Origin of the sequence: Actinosynnema sp. NPDC050436, from assembly GCF_040655415.1 — a bacterium.
In the GTDB taxonomy this organism is placed as follows: Bacteria; Actinomycetota; Actinomycetes; order Mycobacteriales; family Pseudonocardiaceae; genus Actinosynnema.
The window spans coordinates 231,728-247,957 of the sequence record NZ_JBFAJV010000010.1 but is presented as its reverse complement, the minus strand read 5'-3'; the positions used below and the strand labels follow the sequence as shown (position 1 = coordinate 247,957).

General features: G+C 73.7%; 16 protein-coding genes and 1 pseudogene. 2 read left to right on the top strand and 15 right to left on the bottom strand.

Annotated features, from left to right (window positions below; translation table 11 throughout):
- The first annotated feature begins 45 nt into the window (after positions 1–45).
- The gene (locus AB0I60_RS24345) at positions 46–1,011 is read left to right on the top strand and encodes a WYL domain-containing protein (protein WP_360733194.1); all 966 of its coding nucleotides are present in this window, start codon (positions 46–48) and stop codon (positions 1,009–1,011) included.
- A 45-nt stretch (positions 1,012–1,056) separates the two neighbouring features.
- Here AB0I60_RS24345 and AB0I60_RS24340 read toward each other — a convergent pair whose 3' ends face one another.
- The 3 genes from AB0I60_RS24340 to AB0I60_RS24330 all read right to left on the bottom strand — a co-directional run bounded on the left by AB0I60_RS24340 (position 1,057) and on the right by AB0I60_RS24330 (position 4,720).
- Positions 1,057–2,835 (bottom strand): VWA domain-containing protein, encoded by a 1,779-nt coding sequence (locus tag AB0I60_RS24340; protein WP_360733193.1) that lies wholly within the window; start codon positions 2,833–2,835, stop codon positions 1,057–1,059.
- Between the two features lie 94 nt (positions 2,836–2,929).
- Positions 2,930–3,799: a 3-methyladenine DNA glycosylase gene (locus tag AB0I60_RS24335; protein WP_360733192.1), complete on the bottom strand. Its 870-nt coding sequence runs from the start codon at positions 3,797–3,799 to the stop codon at positions 2,930–2,932.
- A 6-nt stretch (positions 3,800–3,805) separates the two neighbouring features.
- The gene (locus tag AB0I60_RS24330; RefSeq protein ID WP_360733190.1) at positions 3,806–4,720 is read right to left on the bottom strand and encodes a DUF5937 family protein; all 915 of its coding nucleotides are present in this window, start codon (positions 4,718–4,720) and stop codon (positions 3,806–3,808) included.
- A 107-nt stretch (positions 4,721–4,827) separates the two neighbouring features.
- Here AB0I60_RS24330 and AB0I60_RS24325 point away from each other — a divergent pair, with 107 nt between their 5' ends.
- Positions 4,828–6,093 (top strand): MFS transporter, encoded by a 1,266-nt coding sequence (locus AB0I60_RS24325; RefSeq protein WP_360733188.1) that lies wholly within the window; start codon positions 4,828–4,830, stop codon positions 6,091–6,093.
- A 55-nt stretch (positions 6,094–6,148) separates the two neighbouring features.
- Here AB0I60_RS24325 and AB0I60_RS24320 read toward each other — a convergent pair whose 3' ends face one another.
- The 12 genes and pseudogenes from AB0I60_RS24320 to AB0I60_RS24265 all read right to left on the bottom strand — a co-directional run.
- Positions 6,149–6,409: a hypothetical protein gene (locus tag AB0I60_RS24320; protein WP_360733187.1), complete on the bottom strand. Its 261-nt coding sequence runs from the start codon at positions 6,407–6,409 to the stop codon at positions 6,149–6,151.
- 238 nt (positions 6,410–6,647) lie between these two features.
- A complete protein-coding gene (locus AB0I60_RS24315) occupies positions 6,648–7,418 on the bottom strand; it encodes an ABC transporter permease (RefSeq protein WP_360733185.1) in 771 nt (256 codons plus the stop codon).
- Positions 7,415–8,353, bottom strand: coding sequence for an ATP-binding cassette domain-containing protein (locus AB0I60_RS24310; protein WP_360733184.1), 939 nt, complete (start codon positions 8,351–8,353; stop codon positions 7,415–7,417). The genes AB0I60_RS24315 and AB0I60_RS24310 overlap by 4 nt, the downstream gene beginning before the upstream one ends.
- A gap of 116 nt (positions 8,354–8,469) precedes the next feature.
- On the bottom strand, positions 8,470–9,663 hold the full coding sequence (locus AB0I60_RS24305) for a cytochrome P450 (protein WP_360733182.1): 1,194 nt from the start codon (positions 9,661–9,663) through the stop codon (positions 8,470–8,472).
- Positions 9,660–10,523, bottom strand: a complete 864-nt coding sequence (locus tag AB0I60_RS24300; protein ID WP_360733180.1) for a DUF4097 family beta strand repeat-containing protein — start codon at positions 10,521–10,523, stop codon at positions 9,660–9,662. Before AB0I60_RS24300 ends, AB0I60_RS24305 begins: the two co-directional genes overlap by 4 nt.
- A 58-nt stretch (positions 10,524–10,581) precedes the next feature.
- Positions 10,582–11,076, bottom strand: a complete 495-nt coding sequence (locus AB0I60_RS24295; protein ID WP_360733178.1) for a toxin-antitoxin system HicB family antitoxin — start codon at positions 11,074–11,076, stop codon at positions 10,582–10,584.
- A gap of 102 nt (positions 11,077–11,178) precedes the next feature.
- On the bottom strand, positions 11,179–12,213 hold the full coding sequence (locus AB0I60_RS24290) for a hemolysin family protein (protein ID WP_360733177.1): 1,035 nt from the start codon (positions 12,211–12,213) through the stop codon (positions 11,179–11,181).
- Positions 12,210–13,538 carry a hemolysin family protein gene (locus AB0I60_RS24285; RefSeq protein ID WP_360733176.1) on the bottom strand — a complete coding sequence of 443 codons (1,329 nt, stop codon included), beginning with the start codon at positions 13,536–13,538 and terminating at the stop codon, positions 12,210–12,212. Before AB0I60_RS24285 ends, AB0I60_RS24290 begins: the two co-directional genes overlap by 4 nt.
- A gap of 135 nt (positions 13,539–13,673) precedes the next feature.
- Positions 13,674–14,732 carry a LacI family DNA-binding transcriptional regulator gene (locus AB0I60_RS24280; protein ID WP_360733174.1) on the bottom strand — a complete coding sequence of 353 codons (1,059 nt, stop codon included), beginning with the start codon at positions 14,730–14,732 and terminating at the stop codon, positions 13,674–13,676.
- Positions 14,733–15,193: 461 nt separating this feature from the next.
- The gene (locus tag AB0I60_RS24275; RefSeq protein ID WP_360733172.1) at positions 15,194–15,367 is read right to left on the bottom strand and encodes a hypothetical protein; all 174 of its coding nucleotides are present in this window, start codon (positions 15,365–15,367) and stop codon (positions 15,194–15,196) included.
- Complete coding sequence (locus AB0I60_RS24270; RefSeq protein ID WP_360733383.1) at positions 15,339–15,701, bottom strand: hypothetical protein; 363 nt, start codon at positions 15,699–15,701, stop codon at positions 15,339–15,341. Before AB0I60_RS24270 ends, AB0I60_RS24275 begins: the two co-directional genes overlap by 29 nt.
- A 206-nt stretch (positions 15,702–15,907) precedes the next feature.
- A pseudogene (locus tag AB0I60_RS24265) lies at positions 15,908–15,997 on the bottom strand (helix-turn-helix transcriptional regulator); the annotation flags it as partial.
- Positions 15,998–16,230 lie beyond the last annotated feature (233 nt).

The following is a 16,230-nucleotide window of genomic DNA, read 5'->3' as shown; positions in this document are numbered from 1 at the left end:
CGGCGTACCTGACAACCCGCGTCAGGTATCGGGGACAATCGGGTCATGCGCGCCAGGCGGTTGCTCTCCCTGCTCCTGCTGCTCCAGTCGCGCGGCCGGCTGACCGCCCAGGAGCTGGCCGACGAGCTGGAGGTCTCGGTCCGCACGGTCTACCGGGACGTGGAGGCGCTCGGCTCGGCCGGCGTGCCGGTCTACGCCGACCGGGGCCCGACGGGCGGGTACCGGCTGCTCGACGGCTACCGGACCCGGTTGACCGGGCTGACCGGGGAGGAGGCGGACTCGCTGTTCCTGGCCGGCCTGCCGGGACCGGCCGCCGAACTGGGGCTGGGCGCGGTGGTGGCCGCCGCGCAGCTCAAGATCCTCGCCGCGCTCCCGCCGGAGCTGCGGTCCCGGGCGGGGCGCGTGCGCGAGCGGTTCCACCTCGACACGTCGGGGTGGTTCCGCCACGCCGAGGACATGCCGTTCCTCGCCGAGGTCGCGGACGCGGTGTGGAACCCGAGGCGCGTCCGCGTCCGGTACCGGAGGTGGGGCTCGGCCGGCGGCGAGGTGGAACGGGTCGTCGGCCCGCTCGGCCTCGTGCTCAAGGCCGGGGTCTGGTACCTGGTCGCCGAGGCGTCCGGCGACCTGCGCACCTACCGGGTGGCCCGGGTGCTGGAGCTGACGGCGACCGACGAGCCGTTCGAGCGGCCCGCCGGCTTCGACCTGGCGGAGTTCTGGGCGGGGTGGTCGGCGCGCTTCGAGGAGCGGATGTTCCCGCTGGAGGCCACCGTCCGGCTGACCGAGGCGGGCCTGCGCCGCGCGCCCTACCTGCTGGGCCTGGTGCCGGGCCGGGCCCTGGCGGGCGTCGAACCCCGGGGCGAGTGGACGACGGTCCGCGTGCCGATCGAGTCCGTGGAGCACGCCGCCGCCGACCTGCTCCGGCTGGGCGCGGACGCGGAGGTCGTGGAGCCGGTCGAGCTGCGGGAGCGGATCAAGGGCGCGGTGACCACCATGGCCACCTTCTACGCCTGACCCACGCCACGCGCGGCGCGTCCCGCGCGGGAGCGGTGCCCCCGGCTAAGCCGACAGGAGCTGGGCCAGGGCCGCGTCGACGCCGCGACCGTCGTCCACCACCGACAGCGTGCCGCCCGTGGTGCGGGTGAGTTCGCCGAGGGGTTGGCGCTCCGGGTCCGGGCCGATCGCCAGCACGCTGATCTCGATGTCCTTGCCGTCCTGCTTCAGCCTGGTCAGCTCGCCCTTGAGCTGGGCGAAGGTCAGCCCGCCGTCGTTCGCCCCGTCGGTCAGCACGATGATGCGGTTGCGCTTGCCGGGCTGGTGGTCGGCCAGCGTCCGGGCGTAGAGCGCGGCCACGCTGGTGTAGAGCTGGGTCGCGCTCTGCGGGCGCAGCCCGGCGACGCCGTCGAGCAGTTGCTGCTTCTGCCCGGCCACCGGCCCGGTGCCGACGAGCTGCCGGTACGGCTTCTCGCCGTCCAGCGAGCGGGAGAACTCCCACAGGCCCAGCGAACCCGACACCGAGCGGTTGACCTGGCCGGACAGCGCGTCCTTCACCCACGCCATCCGCGACTTGCCGTCGCCGCCGGGCTCCTCCATCGACTTGGACACGTCCACCAGCACGGTGACCGACTGGCCGTTGTCGGCGGTGGCCCACGCGGCGGAGATCTGCTGCGCGGTGGTGGCGTCGGCGGGCACCAGCTTGTCGGTCATGGTCGCCCACCGGATGCCCGGCGACGGCTTGGGCCGCTCGGTGGTGGCGTCCACCCGCAGGCCCGCGCCGGCCAGGGTCCGCTGCTGGTCGTCCTCCAGCAGGAACTTCTGGAACTCCTGGGACGCGCGCACCTGCGCCTCGCCGACCCAGTCGCCCGCGAGCGGCACGTAGGGGAAGTCCGCGACCGGGGACGGGCCGCCCGCCGCCACCCCGTACAGGGGCTGCAACGGCGCGGTGCCGCCGTCCTTGCCGGTGTTGTGCCGGTAGAGGTCGACCTCGGACACCGGGACCGCGCTGAACCCCGCCGCGTTCACCCCGGACTTGGCCGCCAGTTGCGACAGGGCGTCCCACGTGGTCGTGGGCGCTTGTTCGGGCTTGGACGCCGTCAGACGCCCGAGCGCGGCCTTCACCGGGTCGAGCGCGAGCATCTCGGTGGTCACCGGGCCCTTGCCGTCCGGGCTCGCGCCCGCCAGGGCCGACTGGATCACCATCGCGGTGGCCGCGTTGGTCGTCGGGTCGGGCATGGCGACCTTGAAGTCGCCCCACTCGGGTTTGCCGAACCGGGCCCAGCCGCCCGCCGCCGACGTCACCTCGGGCAGGTCCGTCCAGCGGAACCCGACACCGGCCTGGAGCGCCTGCGCCCCCTCCTGGGGCAGCGCCAGCAGCACCGGGCTGGCCGCGATGGACACCGGCTGCGCGCCGAGCAGCGCCCGGTTCTGCGCGCCGAGGCGGTTGGCCCACAGCATCGAGTCGGTGACCCACGCGTGCGGCCGGGTGCCGAGCTTGGCCTCGTCCCAGCCCTGGGTGAGGCTCTGCAGGACCACGTCGGAGTGGATGGCCTGCACCTCGACCTGGATGCAGTGGTCGTAGACGACCGGGCGGCCCCTGCTCCACGACTCGGCGGCCTGCCGCACGGCGTCGGCCACGCTGGGCGTCGCGGCCACCCGCAGCGAGGTCTGGCCCGCCCGGCAGTCACCCGCCTGGGCGGCGGCGCGGCGCTCCAGGATTCCGCCCACCCACGTCCAGGCGAGGTACCCGAGCACCAGCAGGACGACCACGCCGACGATGGCGACCGGCCACTTGGCGATCCCGCGCCGCACCTTGGTCCGCAACGCGCGGTGTCGAGACATCGTCTTACCTCTCAGCGTCCGACTACGGCTGGCGAATCCCGACCGGCGTCACGCTAACAGGTGAAGTCTGCGGAACGGGTGAAGTGACCGAGCGTTACTCCGAGGTGACGGGGCCAGCCAGCAGCGTCCGGGTGAGCCCGATCAGCGCCGTCCGCAGCGGCGCGGCTGCCGAGGTGAACGCGCTCTGCTGCCGCACGTACTCGGCACGCCCCTCCGGGGTCTCGATCGGCACCGGCGGGTAGCCGAGCCCCGACAGGTCGTAGGGGCTGGCCCGCATGTCCAGCTCGCGGACCCGCAGCGCCAGTTCGAAGCAGTCCGCCACCAGTTCGGACGGCGTGGCCGGGTCGAGCTTGTACGCCCACTTGAACAGGTCCATGGACGCGTGCAGGCAGCCCGGCTGCTCCAGCTCGACCTGCGTCTCCCGGGTGGGTTGCAGCGCGTTGCGCGGTCGCGCCGGCAGCGTGAAGAACCGGAACGCGTCGAAGTGGCTGCACTGCACCTTCTGCCCCTCCACCACGGCGTCCGTGCCGTCGTGCCCGAGCCGCAGCGGCCACGCCTCGTGCCGCACCCGGTCCGACCGGTACACCATCGCCCACTCGTGCAGGCCGAAGCAGCCCAGGCGCGGCGCGCGGGACGCGGTGGCGGTCAGCAGGCGGTGGGTGAACGCGACCGTCGCGGCGCGCTCGGCCGCGAACGCCGCCACGTCCAGCGCCACACCCCCGTCGACGCGCTGGTAGACGGGCCACCGCAGGTACTCGTCGCCCCCGGCCAGCACGACGCCGGGACCGGGGTGCCAGCGCTCCAGCCGGGCCGGGCGGTGGCTGTAGTAGCTGAACAGGAAGTCGAGCACGGGGTGCTTCTCGCCGCGCGCCTTGCGCTCGTGGTGCGGCTGCGTCCACGCGCGGACGCGGGACGCGTGCCGGTCCCGGCGCGCGGTCCACTCGGGTACGGACAGGACCTCCACGTCGGACTACCGTACTTCCCCCTGCGCCAGCGCCTGACCGAGGCCGGTGCGCAGCGAGACGACCTCGCGCCCCTCCCGGCGGCTCACCACCAGCCCGGCCGCCCGCAGCACGCCCAGGTGCTGCGACACCGCGCCGACCGTCACACCCAGCCGGCCCGCCAGCTCGGTGACCGTGCTGGGGCGCTCCAGCTCGTGCAGCAGGCGCGCGCGGGTCGCGCCGAGCAGCCGGGCCAGGGCGTTGCCGGCGGGCGGGGCGGACCGCTCCCACAGCGAGCCGAAGCCGTGCGCCGGGTAGCACAGCGCCAGCCGGACCGGGCTGTCGCGCAGGTAGACGCCCGGCCAGGTGAACGCGGACGGGACGAGCACCAGGTCCCGGTCGCCGATGGCGGTCGGCGCGCGGCGCACCACGACGTGCCCGTCGTCGTAGCCGACGTCCGGGTGCAGCTCGGCCAGCACCGCCTGCCCGCCCGCCTCGACCACCCGCCGGCCGCGCCGCTCGACGTCGCCCTGGAGCACGCCCTCCAGCCGTGGCCAGACCGGGGCGATGACCACCTCGTGCACCCGGCCGATCCGCTCGCAGATCGTGGTCAAAGCGGCCTGCGGGTCCTCCAGCAGGGCGCGGAAGCGGGGGTGGTCGGGCAGCGCGGCGGCCACCCGGGCCGGGTCGGCCACCTTCGGCAGCCAGGTCAGCTCGTCCTCGATGCCGATCGTCCGCACGCCCGGCGTCGGGATCAGGAACTCCGGGATCACCGGCCGGGTGGCCAGGGCGGTCAGCAGCGTCGGATCCGGTCCGAGACCGGCCAGCCCCGGTTCCACCTCGGCGATCCAGCGCTGGTGCACCGGGTAGCAGCCGGGGTCGGCGAGCACGCGCAGCGCGGCGATGGTCTCCCACAGCGGGGAGACGGTGAAGCGCAGGGCCATGCGTCGTTCCCGCAGGGGAGGGGGCCGGGTTCGCCGCCAGCCTAGCGCCCGTTTGAGCCGTGGCTAAAACGTTCGTGTCCGGTGTCGGCCTTGACAGGCTGTGACCCATGTCCAGGGGGTGGGTGCGGCTGCAGGCAGCCGCGGTGTCGGGTTCGGTGGCCGAGGGCGTGATGCTGACGACGTTGCCGCTGGTGGCGGTGTCGATCACGACCGATCCTCGGGAGGTGTCGCTGGTCAACATCGTGGGCCAGTCGCCGTGGCTGTTGTTCTCGCTGTTCGCGGGGGTGCTGATCGACCGGGTGCGGCGCACGACCGTGCTCGGGTTCGCCTACGGGGTGCAGGCGTGCGCGGCGCTGGTGTTCGCCGTCGCGGGCCTGGCGGGCGCGGTGGACCTGCCGCTGCTGCTGGTGCTGGCGTTCGTCGTGACGTCCGCGCAGGTGCTCGGCGACGGTGCCTCCGGCGCCCTGGTGCCGGAGGTGGTGGAACCCGCCGAGTTCGCGTCGGCCAACACCCGGCTGATGCTCATCGACCGGGGCGTGGTGCAGTTCGTCGTGCCGCCCGCGGCCGGGTTCCTGGTCGGGTTCGGCTTCGGGATGCCGCCGTGGCTCGCGCTGGTGGCGGCGCTGGTCGCCCTGCTGGTCAGCCGGGGCATCCCGGCGCGGTCGGTGACGCGGTCGCGCCGGCACCCGTTGCGGGACATCGGCGAGGGGCTCAGGTTCCTGGTCGGCACGCCGCTGCTGCTGTCGATCACGGTCGCGGTCGCGCTCGGGTCGTTCGGGGCGAGCGCGCAGATGTCGATGTTCGTGCTGTACGTGCACGAGGTGCTCGGCCTGGGCGCGGTCGGCTACGGCGTGATGATGACCTGCATGGCGGTCGGCTGGGTCGCGTCGTCGTTCGTCGTGCGGCGGGTCGTGGCGCGGCTGGGCTACGCGTGGTCGATGCGGCTCGCGCAGGTCGGGATGGTGGTCTGCCACCTGCTGGTCGCCGTGCTGCCGCCGTGGGCGGGCGGCATCGCGCTGGTGGTGTTCGCCGAGTCGGCCATCGTCATGGTGTGGAACGTGTGCTCGCAGTCCAGCCGGCAGCGGTTCACCCCGGCGGAGCTGCTCGGCCGGGTGCTGACCGGCCACCGGGCGCTGGCCTGGGGTCTGACGCCGCTGGGCGCGCTGGCGGGCGGCCTGGTCGCCGCGTGGCTGGGGCTGCGGGAGGTCTACCTGATGGTCACCCTCGTCCAGGTCGCGGCCCTGGTCGTGGCGTGGCGCGGCCTGTCGCCCCGCTCGTTCGCCCGGCAGGAGGCCGAGACCGACCGGCTGATCGCCGCCCGGGCGGCGGCCGACGAGGACGCCGGGTGCCGGACCTCGGGGCGGACCCCCTAGAACTCGTCGGAGCCCGGTCCGTCGGGGGTCGGGCTCCGACGTTCGCACCGTGCGCTCAGACGGGCGGGACGAGTCCGGGGAACTTGCGCGCGCCGTGGCAGTGGGGGCACTCGCGGCCGTTGTCCACGGTCCGGGGCGTGCCGCCGATGACGGCGGCGCTCGGGTGCGCCACGAAACCGGCCCCGCCGCACAGGTGGCAGATGGTGCGCGGTTCGGAGGTCACGCCGAACAGGTCGTCCTCGTCCTCTTCCTCGTCTTCCTCGAAGTCGTCCTCCTCGGGGTCGAAGTCGTCCTCTTCGTCCTCGCGCGGGTCCACGGGGGACACCGTAGACCGGAGGCACCCGTGACGGCCCTTCAGGGGCGCTCGACCAGGGGCGCTGACCAGCTTCGTCCACAACGGACCACCGGGGCGCCGGCACCCCGGTCGGCGAGCGCCTGCGCCGGACCGCGCCACGAGCGGGCGCGGTCCGGCGGCGGAGCGGGTCGTCCCCGCCGGCCGCTGCGCACCCCTCAGAACGCAGCGGCCGGCGGCGGGACCACGTCGGCCCGTCCGGTCAGCGGGACGGGTCGCGGTTGTAGAGCGCCCGCGCCCGGCCGTAGCCGATCGCCGTGCCCAGCGCGCACCACCCGATCGCCCACCACGCGCTGTCCCCGACCGGTGTCCCGGCGAGCACGCCGCGCAGCGTCTCGATGATCGGCGTGAACGGCTGGTGCTCGGCGAACCAGGCCAGCCCCGGCGCCATCGAGTCGGTCGGGATGAACGCGCTGCTGATGAACGGCAGGAACTGGAACGGCAGCGAGAAGCCGTTCGCGCCCTCGGGCTTCTTCGCGGCCAGGCCGCCCGCGACGGCGAGCCAGGTCAGCGCCAGGGTCAGCAGGAGCAGCACGCCGGCCGCGAGCAGCCACTCGGCGGCCGACGCGCGCGGCCGGAACCCGATCAGCACCGCCACGCCGACCACCAGCGCCAGGCTCACCACCGTGCGGATCACGCTGCCCAGCACGTGCCCGGTCAGCACGGACACCCGGGAGATCGCCATGGTCCGGAACCGGGCGATCACGCCCTCGGTCATGTCGACGTTGATGTTCACGGCGGTGGCCGCCGAACCCGCGCCGACCGCCATCACCAGGATGCCGGGCACCAGGTAGTCGACGTAGGCCCCGCCGCCGACCGAGCCCACCATCGCGCTGCCGAACACGTAGACGAACAGCAGCATCATGAACACCGGCATGACCAGGCCGCTGATGGCCATCACCGGGTAGCGCTGGAGGTGCTTGAAGTCCCGGCGCAGCATGGTCGCCGAGTCGGCCAGGGTGTGGGTGCTCATCGGGCGCTCGCCTCCGGGGTCGGCCGCCCGGTGAGGGCGAAGAACACGTCGTCCAGGTCGGGGGTGTGCACGGTGAGCCCGTCCGGTTCGACGGCGGCCCGGTCGAGCCGGTCGAGCAGGGAGCGCAGCGACCGCACGCCGCCGTCGCCGGGGACCTGGAGCGTCAGGGCGTCGTCGTCGCGGCCCATCACCTCCAGCGCGCGCGACGCGGCGTCGAGCGACCGCACGTCGGTGAACCGCAGGCTCACGTGGCCGCCCGGCACCAGCTTCTTGAGCTCGTCGGAGGTGCCCTCGGCGACCAGCCGCCCCTGGTCCAGCACGGCGATCCGGTCGGCGAGCTGGTCGGCCTCCTCCAGGTACTGGGTGGTCAGGAAGATCGTCACGCCGTCGCCGGCGACCAGCTCGCGGATGATCTGCCACAGGCCGTGCCGGCTGCGCGGGTCCAGGCCCGTGGTCGGCTCGTCCAGGAAGATCACCCTCGGGTCGCCGACCAGCGTCATCGCCAGGTCGAGCCGGCGGCGCATCCCGCCGCTGTAGGTGGACGCGGGCCTGGCCGCCGCGTCCTCCAGGTCGAACCTGGTCAGCAGCCGGCGCGCGACCTGGCGGCCCTCGCGGCGCGGCAGGTGCCGCAGGTCGGCCATCAGCCGCAGGTTCTCCTCGCCGGTCAGCAGGCCGTCGACGGCGGAGAACTGGCCGGTCACGCCGATCACCGAGCGCACCCCGTCGGGGTCGCGGCGCAGGTCGTGGCCGCAGACGGTGACCTCGCCGGCGTCGGCGGTGATCAGCGTGGACAGGATCTGCACCGCAGTGGTCTTGCCGGCCCCGTTCGGGCCCAGCAGCGAGAAGACCGCGCCCTCCGGCACGTGCAGGTCGATGCCGTCCAGCACGACCTGCTCACCGAAGCTCTTGCGCAGCCCGGAGGCCGAAATGGTCATGGGTGTCCCTTGGAAGGAGGGCAGGAGGAGTCGGCCCACGACGCGACGGGCGGCGCGCGGGTCCGGGAAGTGCGGGGAAAAGGGGGCGCAGGGCGGCGAAAGCGGCCCGCGCGGTGCTAGGCGGTGCGCAGGTTGAGCGTGCGCACGCCGGTCATCATCGGCGACGGCATGAACGTCGGCCGGTGCTCCGGGTCCACGCGCAGCGCGGGGAACCGGTCGAGCAGGATGTCGACGGCGACGCGGCCTTCGAGGCGGGCCAGCGGTGCGCCGACGCAGAAGTGGATGCCCCGGCCGAAGCCGAGGTGCGGGTTGGGGTCGCGGCGGGCGTCGAACACGTCGGGGTCGGCGAACCTGCGCGGGTCCCGGTTGGCCGCGCCCAGCGACACCTGGACCATCCGGTCGGCCGGGATCTCCACGCCGCCCAGCGCCACCGCGCGCGTGGTGGCGCGGGCCATCGTCGAGAACGGGGTGAGGAACCGCAGCGACTCCTCGATCGCGGTCGGGATGCCCGCGCGGTCCGCGCGCAGCCGCTCCCGCTGGTCGGGGTGGGCGTCGAGGCACAGCACGGTGTTGCCCAGCAGCATGGTGGTGGTGATGTGCCCGGCGATCAGCAGCACGCCGCAGAAGTTGACCAGCTCGGCGTCGGTGAGGCGCTGCCCGTCCACCTCGGCCTGGACCAGCGCGCTGATCAGGTCCTCGCGCGGGTCGCGCCGGCGGGCCACCGCGTGCTCCCGCAGGTACTCGAACAGCGGGCCGACCGCCTCGGCGCGGGCCGCCAGCTCGGCCTCCAGGTCCGCCCGGTCGACGGTGGTGGAGAACGGGTTGTTCTGCTGCGAGAACAGCACGTCCACCCAGCCCCGGAACAGCTCCCGGTCGGCCGGCGGCAGGCCGAGCAGCTCCGCGATCACGATCACCGGCAGCGGGTGGGCCAGGGTCTCGACCAGCTCCAGCCGGTCGCCCTCGACCGCGTCCAGCAGCTCGTGGGTGAGCCGGGCGATCCTCGGCTCCAGGTCGGCGACCACCTTGGCGGAGAAGCCCTTGGTGACCAGGTTGCGCAGCTTGCGGTGGTCGGGTGGGTCCAGGTCGAGCAGGTTGCCCGCGTTCGCGTCGGCGGGCACGTCGATCGGGAACAGGTCGTTGACGTGGGCCGAGGAGAACGTCTTCGGGTCGGCGAGCGCGGTGGCCGCCTCCTCGTGCCCGTAGATCGTCCACACCCCGTCGGCCTCGTCGAACGCGACCGGCGCGTCGGGGCGCTCCCCGCGCACCCAGGACTGCTGGGGTGGGACGTCCCACCCCGTGGTGTCGGTCATCGTGCTTCCCCCTTCTCCGGCGTGGCCCGGCGGACCACGATGTCGCCGAACCCGCTGCGGGCCCGGATCTCGACCGTCTCGGTGCCCGCCTCGGGCCCGGTCGTGCCCTCCAGGCTGTTGTGCACCGCCCCGAGCACGGTGCGGACGTCCAGCCAGGCGGCGGTGCCCTCGCGGATGCCGACCTCCACCCGGCCGGCGGCGGTCTCCAGCACGGCGCTGCCGCGCACCACCTCGTCCACCCGCACGCTGCCGTTCGCGGTCTTCGCGGTGACGTCGGCGAGCGCCCGGTGCACGAGGATGTCGCCGTTGGCGTTCTGCGCGCGGACCTCGCCGGTGACCTCGCCGATCCGGACGTCGCCGTTGGAGTTGCGCGCCACGGCGTTCCCGTCGACGCGGCCCACCCGCAGGTCGCCCGACCCGGTGAGCACGTCGGCCTCGCCGGTCACGTGGCCGGCCACCAGGTTGCCCATGGCGGTGCGCAGGTGCGCGGGCCCGGACCGCTCGACCTCGACGTCGCCCGCCGCGCTGCGGAACCGGAACTCGCCGAAGCCGCCGTGGGCGTACAGGCTGCCCATCGCCGTGCCGCCCTGCACGGAGGAGCCCTCCGGCAGGTGGATGGTCACGTCCACCGAACCGCCCTTGTTGAACAGGGCCCTCGGCTTGGGCGTCTTGACCAGCAGCCGGCCGTCCTCGAACTCGACGCGGGTCTGCTCGACGGCCCGCAGGTCGCCCTCGCGCCCGGGGTCGCCGGGGCGCAGCTCGACGACGGTGTCGGCGCGGTCCCCGGCGGTGATCCGGGTCGTGCCCATCACCAGTTCGAGGGTGACGGCGATCGGTCCGGGTGTGGCGAAAGTGGGCATGGCTGTCCCCTGGTAGTGGGTCGGTGCGAAGAACGTGCTGGTGAGGGGCTCGGCCGCGTCAGCGGACCCAGCCCGTGTAGCGCTGGCCGACGGTGCGCGTGGGCTGCCGGGAGACCGGGTCGAGGGCGGCCGACGCGGCGCGCACCAGCCAGGCGTTGACCGAGGTGCCCGCGCGGGCCGCCGCCTCCTCCACCCGGAGCTTCAGGTGCTCGGGCAGGCGCAGGTTGATCCGCGTCATCGCGCCGTCCTCGTCGGCGGCGGGCGGCGGGGGAGGGGTAGCGTCGGCCGGCTCGTGGGGCGCCTGGTCGGTGGGCGGCGCGGCGACCACGAACTCCGGGTCGAGGCCGCGCAGGCGCACGTCCACCGAGCCGGGTGCGAGGTCACGGGTGATCTCCGAGGCCGCGGCGGACAGCGCTTCGAGCAGGGTCAGGCGGGCGGCCGACTCGACCTGCGCGGTCATCCGCCCGGCGAGCGCGGCGGCGTCCTCGCCGACGGCCTCGGCGGCCGTCGTGAGTTCCCGGCGGAGGTTGTCGACGAAGGGCGTCAGGTCCATGGCACCACTATGGCACTGGAATGGTGCCATGGCAAGTCTTCGTTGGTGCCAAGTGGTGCCACCTTGGCTCAGCGTGGCACCACTGCTGGCGTTAGTCGGTCGTCACGCCTCCCGGCGCACGTGGGTGCCGTCGCGGACCGTGCCCACGTACTCCTCCACCAGGTCCTCCAGCGCCACCACGCCGATCAGCTCACCGTCCGCCGTCACGGCCTTCGCCAGGTGGCTCTGCGCGCGCCGCAGCGCCGCCAGCGCCTCGTCCAGCCGGGCGCTCACCCGCACCTCCGGCAGGCCCCGGACCCGACCGCCCGGCACCTGCGTCCCGGGGTCCGCGTCCGCCAGGTCCAGCACGTCCTTCACGTGCAGGTACCCGGTCAGCCGGCCGCCGTCGCGCACCGGGAACCGGGAGAACCCGGTCGTGGACACCGCCGCCTCGACCTCGCCCATGGTCGGCCGCGCGGACACCGACGTGATCCGCTCCAGCGGCACCAGCACGTCGGCCACGGTCCGCTCGGCCGACGACAGCGCCTGCGCCAGCCGCCGGTGCTCGGAGTCCTCCAGCAGGCCCTCCTGCCGGGACTGGGCGATCAGCAGCGCCAGCTCGTCGGGCGTGTACGCCGACTCCAGCTCCTCCTTCGGCGTCACGCCGACCAGCCGCAGCACCGCCGTCGCCACCACGGTGAAGCCGTTGAGCAGCGGCGCGACCAGCCGGCAGAACCAGTAGTGCACCGGCACCAGCCACAGCGCGGTGCGCTCCGGCCCGGCGATGGCCAGGTTCTTCGGCACCATCTCGCCCAGGACGGTGTGCAGCGCCACCACGATCACCAGCGCCAGCGCGAACGCCACGCCGTGCAGCACCGCATCCGGCAGCCCGATCGCCCCGAACGGGCCCTCCAGCAGCGCCGCCACGGCCGGTTCGCCCAGCGCGCCCAGGCCCAGCGAGCACAGCGTGATGCCCAGCTGCGCGCCCGCGATCAGCAGCGGCAGCTCGCGGCCCGCCCGGATGACCACCCGGGCCCGGGAGCTGCCCCGCTCGGCGAGGCCCTCCAGCCGGTCCCGGCGCGCGGTGATGATGGCGAACTCCGAGCCGACGAAGAACGCGTTTCCCGCCAGCAGCAGGAAGATCACCAGGACGCTCACCTCGGCACCTCCGCCTGCTCGACCCGGCTCACCTTGAGCTCGGCCACCCGGTGCCGGTCCATCAGCAGCACGGTGATCCGCCAGCCGTCGACCCGGATCTCGTCGCCGACGTCCGGTATCCGGCCCAGCCGGGCCAGCACCAGGCCGGCCAGCGTCTCGAAGTCGCCCGACGGCATCCGGAACCCGCTGGCCTCGAACACCTCGTCGTCGCGCAGCAGGCCGGACATGATCCAGCTGTCCCGGCCCAGCGCCCGGACCGGCGCACCCTCCCGGCGGTCGTGCTCGTCGCGGACGTCGCCGACGATCTCCTCCACCAGGTCCTCCAGGGTGACCAGCCCGGCCGTGCCGCCGTACTCGTCCACCACCAGCGCGGTCTGCAACCCCGACGCCCGCAGCCGGTCCAGCAGCGCGTCGCCGGCCAGCGTCTCCGGCACGGTCTGCACCGGCCGGGTCACCGCCGACACCGGGGTCGTCGCCCGCTGCGCGCGCGGCACGTTGAACGCCTGCTTGACGTGCACGATCCCGCGCACCTCGTCCAGGTCGCCGGTGTAGACCGGGAACCGGGAGAACCCGGTCTCCCGGGCCCGGTCCAGCAGGTCGAGCACGGTGGCGTCGGCGCGCAGCGACTCGACCCGCACGCGCGGCGTCATCAGCTCGCCGGCGGTGCGGTCGCCGAACCGCAGCGAGCGGTCCAGCAGGGTCGCCGTCCCGGCGTCGATCGTGCCGTGCTCCGCGCTGGAGCGGACCAGCGCGCCCAGCTCCTGCGGCGACCGGGCGGAGGCCAGCTCCTCGGCCGGCTCCACGCCCAGCCGGCGCACCAGCCAGTTCGCCGCTCCGTTCAAGCCGGTGATCAGCCAGCGGAACACCGAGGAGAAGCCCGCCTGGATGCCCGCCACGGCCCGCGCGGTCTCCAGCGGCTTGGCGATGGCCAGGTTCTTCGGCACCAGCTCGCCGAACACCATGGACAGCGCCGTCGCCAGCGCGAGCGCGATGACCAGCGAGATCGGCCCGGCCACCGACTCCGGCACGCCCACCAGGGCCAGCGCGGGCGCCACCAGCCGGGCGATGGCGGGTTCGGCGATGTAGCCGGTGATCAGCGTGGTGAAGGTGATCGCGAGCTGGGAGCCGGAGAGCTGGAACGACAGCGACCGGTGCGCCTTCTCCACCGTCCTGGCCTTCGCGTCGCCGACGGCGGCGACGTGCGACTCGACGGTGCTGCGCTCCAGCGCGGTGAGGGAGAACTCGGCGGCGACCGCGATGAACGTCCCGATGGTCAGCGCGACCACGGCCACCAGGCCGAGCAGGCTGAGCAGGATCTCGGTCACCGGGCACCCCGCGAGGGGGCCGGGTCGTGCGGGCAGCCGGGTATCGGACCCGGCTCGGTACTGTGACCTGGGGTTTGCGCGGCGCGCACGGAAGGGCTCACTCCTCGACGGGGTGGTCGGACTGCGTCGTCCAGTTTAGAGAGTCGTCGCCGGTCGGCGCAGGCCGGCTCCGGAGGGTGACGCCGTGCTCGCCCGAAGCACCACCTCGCCGGCCACCCGGACCGCGCGCGGCTCGCCGACGACCTCGTCCAGGACCAGCCGCGCGGCCCGCTCGCCCATCTCCTCCAGCGGCAGCCGGACCGTGCTCAGGCCGGGCGCCAGGTCGCGCAGCGTCGGGATGTCGTCGAACCCGGCCAGCGACACGTCCTCGGGCACCCGGACGCCGTGCTCGCGCAGCGCGGCCACCGCGCCCATCGCCATCACGTCGTTGACGGCGAACACGCAGGTGGCCCCGGTGCCGGCGGCGAGCAGCCGGAGCGCCGCGCCGTGGCCGCCGTCCCGGGTGAACCCGCCGTGCACCACGTGCGCGTCGGGCAGCTCGACGCCCGCGTCGGCCAGCCCGGCGCGGAACCCGGTGAGCCGGTCGCGCGCCACCAGCAGGTCCGGCGGCCCGGCCAGCACGGCGAAGCGCCGGTGGCCCAGCGCCGCCAGCCGCCGGGCCAGCGCCCGCGCGCCCGCCCGGTTGGCGGGCACCACGGTGTCCACGCCGAGCCTGGCCTGCGAGACGCACGCCACCCGCCCGCCCTGGCCGGTGAACGCGGCCAGCTCCTCGGCCAGCCGGGCGACCGCGTGCCGGTCGGTGCTGCGGCTGCCCGCGATCACCAGCGCCCGCGCCCGGTGCGCGCGCAGCGTGTTGACCAGCTGGACCTCCCGGTCCGGGTCGCGGCCGGTGGTGCCGAGCACGACGACCAGCCCCGCCTCCTCGGCGACGCGGGTCACGCCGGCGGCGATGCCGGAGAAGTAGGGGTCGGCGATGTCGTGCACCACGAGCCCCACCAGCACGCTGCTGTTGCGGGCCAGCGCCTGCGCCGAGGCGTTGGGCAGGTAGCCCAGCTCGCGCGCCGCGCCCCCAACCCGTTCCCGCAGCTCGTCGCTGACCTGGCGGGTGCTGCCGTTGAGCACGCGGGACGCGGTGGCCAGCGAGACACCCGCGTGCCGCGCCACCTCCGCCAGCGTTACCTGCCGCGCCGTCACCGCTGTCTCCTTCCGGGGTGCGTGCTGCCGGAGCGCCGGCCCGCCCTCGGGGCTCCGCCCGGGGCCTGCTCGCCGGGCGTCCTCCGCCACGGCTCCGCCGGGCACGTGCCGCGTCCCGGGATTGCCGAGGGTAGCCGTCTGCGCGGCGGATGGTCGGGACACACCGGTCGTGACGCATTCTCCACGCGGTGGGCGCGCAGGTGTGCCGCGAGAGGTTCGGACTCGGCGGTGCGGACGGTGGGACCGTGCTCACCGAGGTGACCGGCCGGATGGGCTACCGGCAGCACTTCGTCCGGCCGATCCTCGCCACCGGTGAGCGCGGCGGCGCTCGGGCTGGAGTCCTCCCGCACCAGCCGCCGGGTCGAGGTGCAGGGGAGCGGCGGCCAGGATGTCCGCCTGTCCCGCCTCGGGGTCACGCAGTGACGTGGATCAAAGGCACGGCAAGGTACACCGGTTCGCGGTCAATCCAGGTTGATCACGTGGGCACGGGCGAACCAGGTACCGATCCGGGCATGGTGCAGGTGCCCCGCCACACCGATGAGGCTGACAATCGCGGCATTTATGATTCCGCGCTCCTTCGCCTGCCTCGTGAGCGATTCCATCAATTCATCGTTCGCAACTTCGAGAACGAACACCTTCTACCTTCCGACGATCGGGCTCAAACTCCTGCAACATCTTCGCGGAACACCACCGGGCGCCGACATCTGCCGGATTGACGACTTCGCGTGCGAAGCGCTCGACCGCGATCGTGGCGAACGGAAAACCGGTGGGAATTTCGATGAACTTCGCAGCGTCTGCCCACTTGATGGCACACACACGCGTGGTCACTGCGGTCAAGCAGAGCCGTTGCACCTCGTCATCGTTCCGCAGGATCGAGACGACACGGCTCGACTCACTCTGGTCGGGCATCCTGGCAGGAATTTCCGTGGTGTTGACCCTCGCCCAGGATTTCCCAGGTCTTCTGCCCACCGCAGCAGTGTGCTCCTGGTGGCGTGGTCGAGCATCGCCGCGATGGCCTTGTCCACGGCGTACGTGGTCTGCACTGTCGTGAGCGGCCCTGCGTCACCGCCGGCGATGCTCGCCGTGAGATCCTGGGCAACGCCAACATTCATTGCCGCAACGGTGATCTTCGACGCTTTCGCGATCTTGGGGCGCATCCAAGGTTGTGGCGCTTGCGCGCCACGTTCCCAGCGTCCCACTGTGGTCACATCCACCCCGACCGCTTCGGCGCAGCTCTCTTGAGAGGAGCCCAGTCGCTTCCGCACTACGGCCAGGGCACTCGAGGAACCGGCCTTGTGCGGTTGCTCGCCGACCGTGCCCACTTCGACGGGCAGACTTCGGGCGGATTTGTCGGCCGGAGAAATGAGTTCTTCGGCGGAACATCCCAGAGGGCTGTCCGTATCTCGCCCTGCTTGAGAACGACCTCACCGCGCTGGGGCTCCCCGGTGGTACCCGCATCGCGCACTGGTCCGGGCGGCTCGAGCAGAAGCACCGCGCC